The 1,548-nt window shown below is 52.1% G+C and carries 2 protein-coding genes and 1 pseudogene; 2 read left to right on the plus strand and 1 reads right to left on the minus strand.

The genetic code is table 11. From position 1 onward, the window contains the following. On the plus strand, positions 1-189 hold a 189-nt coding region (locus tag ABH944_RS44550; protein WP_404615824.1), incomplete at its 5' end, for a hypothetical protein. A 305-nt stretch (positions 190-494) separates the two neighbouring features. Next, positions 495-1,157 carry a FadR/GntR family transcriptional regulator gene (locus ABH944_RS44555; protein ID WP_404615826.1) on the plus strand — a complete coding sequence of 221 codons (663 nt, stop codon included), beginning with the start codon at positions 495-497 and terminating at the stop codon, positions 1,155-1,157. Positions 1,158-1,247: 90 nt separating this feature from the next. On the opposite strand, the pseudogene ABH944_RS44560 reads toward ABH944_RS44555, so the two are convergent. Further along, a pseudogene (locus ABH944_RS44560) lies at positions 1,248-1,491 on the minus strand (IS630 family transposase); the annotation flags it as partial. Positions 1,492-1,548 lie beyond the last annotated feature (57 nt).

Below are 1,548 nucleotides of genomic sequence, written 5' to 3' on the forward strand. Positions count from 1 at the left end.
CCGCTGATTCTCGTAGAAAGTCTTTGTAGCTGTGCGAGGCTGGAATCAGCAGAAGCGGTCCATGTAAAAGGCTTGCAATTCTCGGCTGCGCCGCGCGTACCTTATACCGCTGAAAGGCACGGTGCAAGCAGTCGGAATCAGCTTCCTCATGGCCAACTCCTCTCCTCGGATATTAATCATTATGTGTAGTATTACTATTTAAAATAACAAGCAACATGACCTATTCCCTGATTTAATCAAATAAACGTGCGCTCGCTTCCCGTGGATTCCTTTCATTCATTCGTGCTCACCCCTTATCAGATAGTCCACTTTTGAGAGCCCGCGCGTGCAATCCAGGTGCATGACCAAATACCTGGCTCTTCTTACATGTGCCAGCCTCTATTGACATGAGCGAACCTTTCAGCGAACCGATTGAATAATTGGTTTTCCTTGGGCGAAGTGCCTTATAATTGAACAAATCGCTTGAGGAATGATGACTATGGTGAAGGTCTGATATGGAAGACTTTGAAGCTGTCGCAGCCGAGTTGTCCCAGCGTATCGCGGACGGTACCTTTTTTCCGGAGGGGCGTTTACCGACAGAGCGCGAACTCGCTGTTGAGTACAAAATCCCTCGAAGCAGCGTTCGAAAGGCGCTCGCCACCATTGAGCGCGAAGGTATGATCGTCCGCAGTGTCGGACGGGGAACCTTTGTTGCCGGCAGTTTGCCGCCCGGCTTCGAGAAAGAGGATCTCGCCGACATTAGCCCGGCCGACCTGAACGTAGCTCGCCTTCTTATTGAACCTGGTGTAGCAGAACACGCGGCGCTTCACGCAACAGCGGCCGATCTCGCCGAAATTGAGAGATGCATGCTTGAGTGCGAAAACTCTAAAGATGTCAAATCGGTAGATTTTTGGGATGCGAACCTGCACATGGCGATTGCGAAGGCAACTCACAGTAGCTTCATTGCTTTGACGTTCAAAGCATTGCATCAGGTCAGGCAGTCACCGGCTTGGAGCCAGGTCAAGTACTTCGCAGTTACGCCCGAGCGATTTGAGGTCACAATTGCGGCGCATCGCGCAATCGTGAGCAGTATCCTTGGAAGAGATGCTGCTGCAGCTCGTCGTGCAATGGAAACGCATATCGAGCAGATTGGCAGATACATCGCCAATCGTGACTAAAAGTAGGATCGCGTAGCAAGTCCGCGCGACCGTGTCGGGCGCCTGCGCGTCCGACACGGAACTTGCAAGTACTGCTCTTTCTTAATTAAGCACTTCGTCGTACAGACCGTTGATGCGCAGTTCAAGATCCCGGGACGCCATTTACCTGCAGTGCACGTGTAAGTTGCAGGCGCCTGGCAATCTCGCTATTGGTTCGCCAGCGGCCGCATCCAAAGACAATGAGTGCCGATGTAACCAGCGCAGCCGGAATCGAGCGCGCACGCGTCATCGAAGCAAGTTGCGATTGTTCGGCTTCGCTCACTGTCAACTCCACCTTCGGTCGTCCCATCAGGATGTTGGTATCTCTCGTTCCGTCGATACCAACATCCTACGCAAACATAGTTCTGTTAAC

Origin of the sequence: Caballeronia udeis, assembly GCF_044909315.1 — a bacterium.
Lineage (GTDB): Bacteria > Pseudomonadota > Gammaproteobacteria > Burkholderiales > Burkholderiaceae > Caballeronia > Caballeronia udeis_A.

What these genes read in the sequence shown, in the direction of transcription:
- ABH944_RS44555 (WP_404615826.1), top strand. Translation starts at nt 495, where the DNA reads ATGGAAGACTTTGAAGCTGTCGCAGCCGAGTTGTCCCAGCGTATCGCG.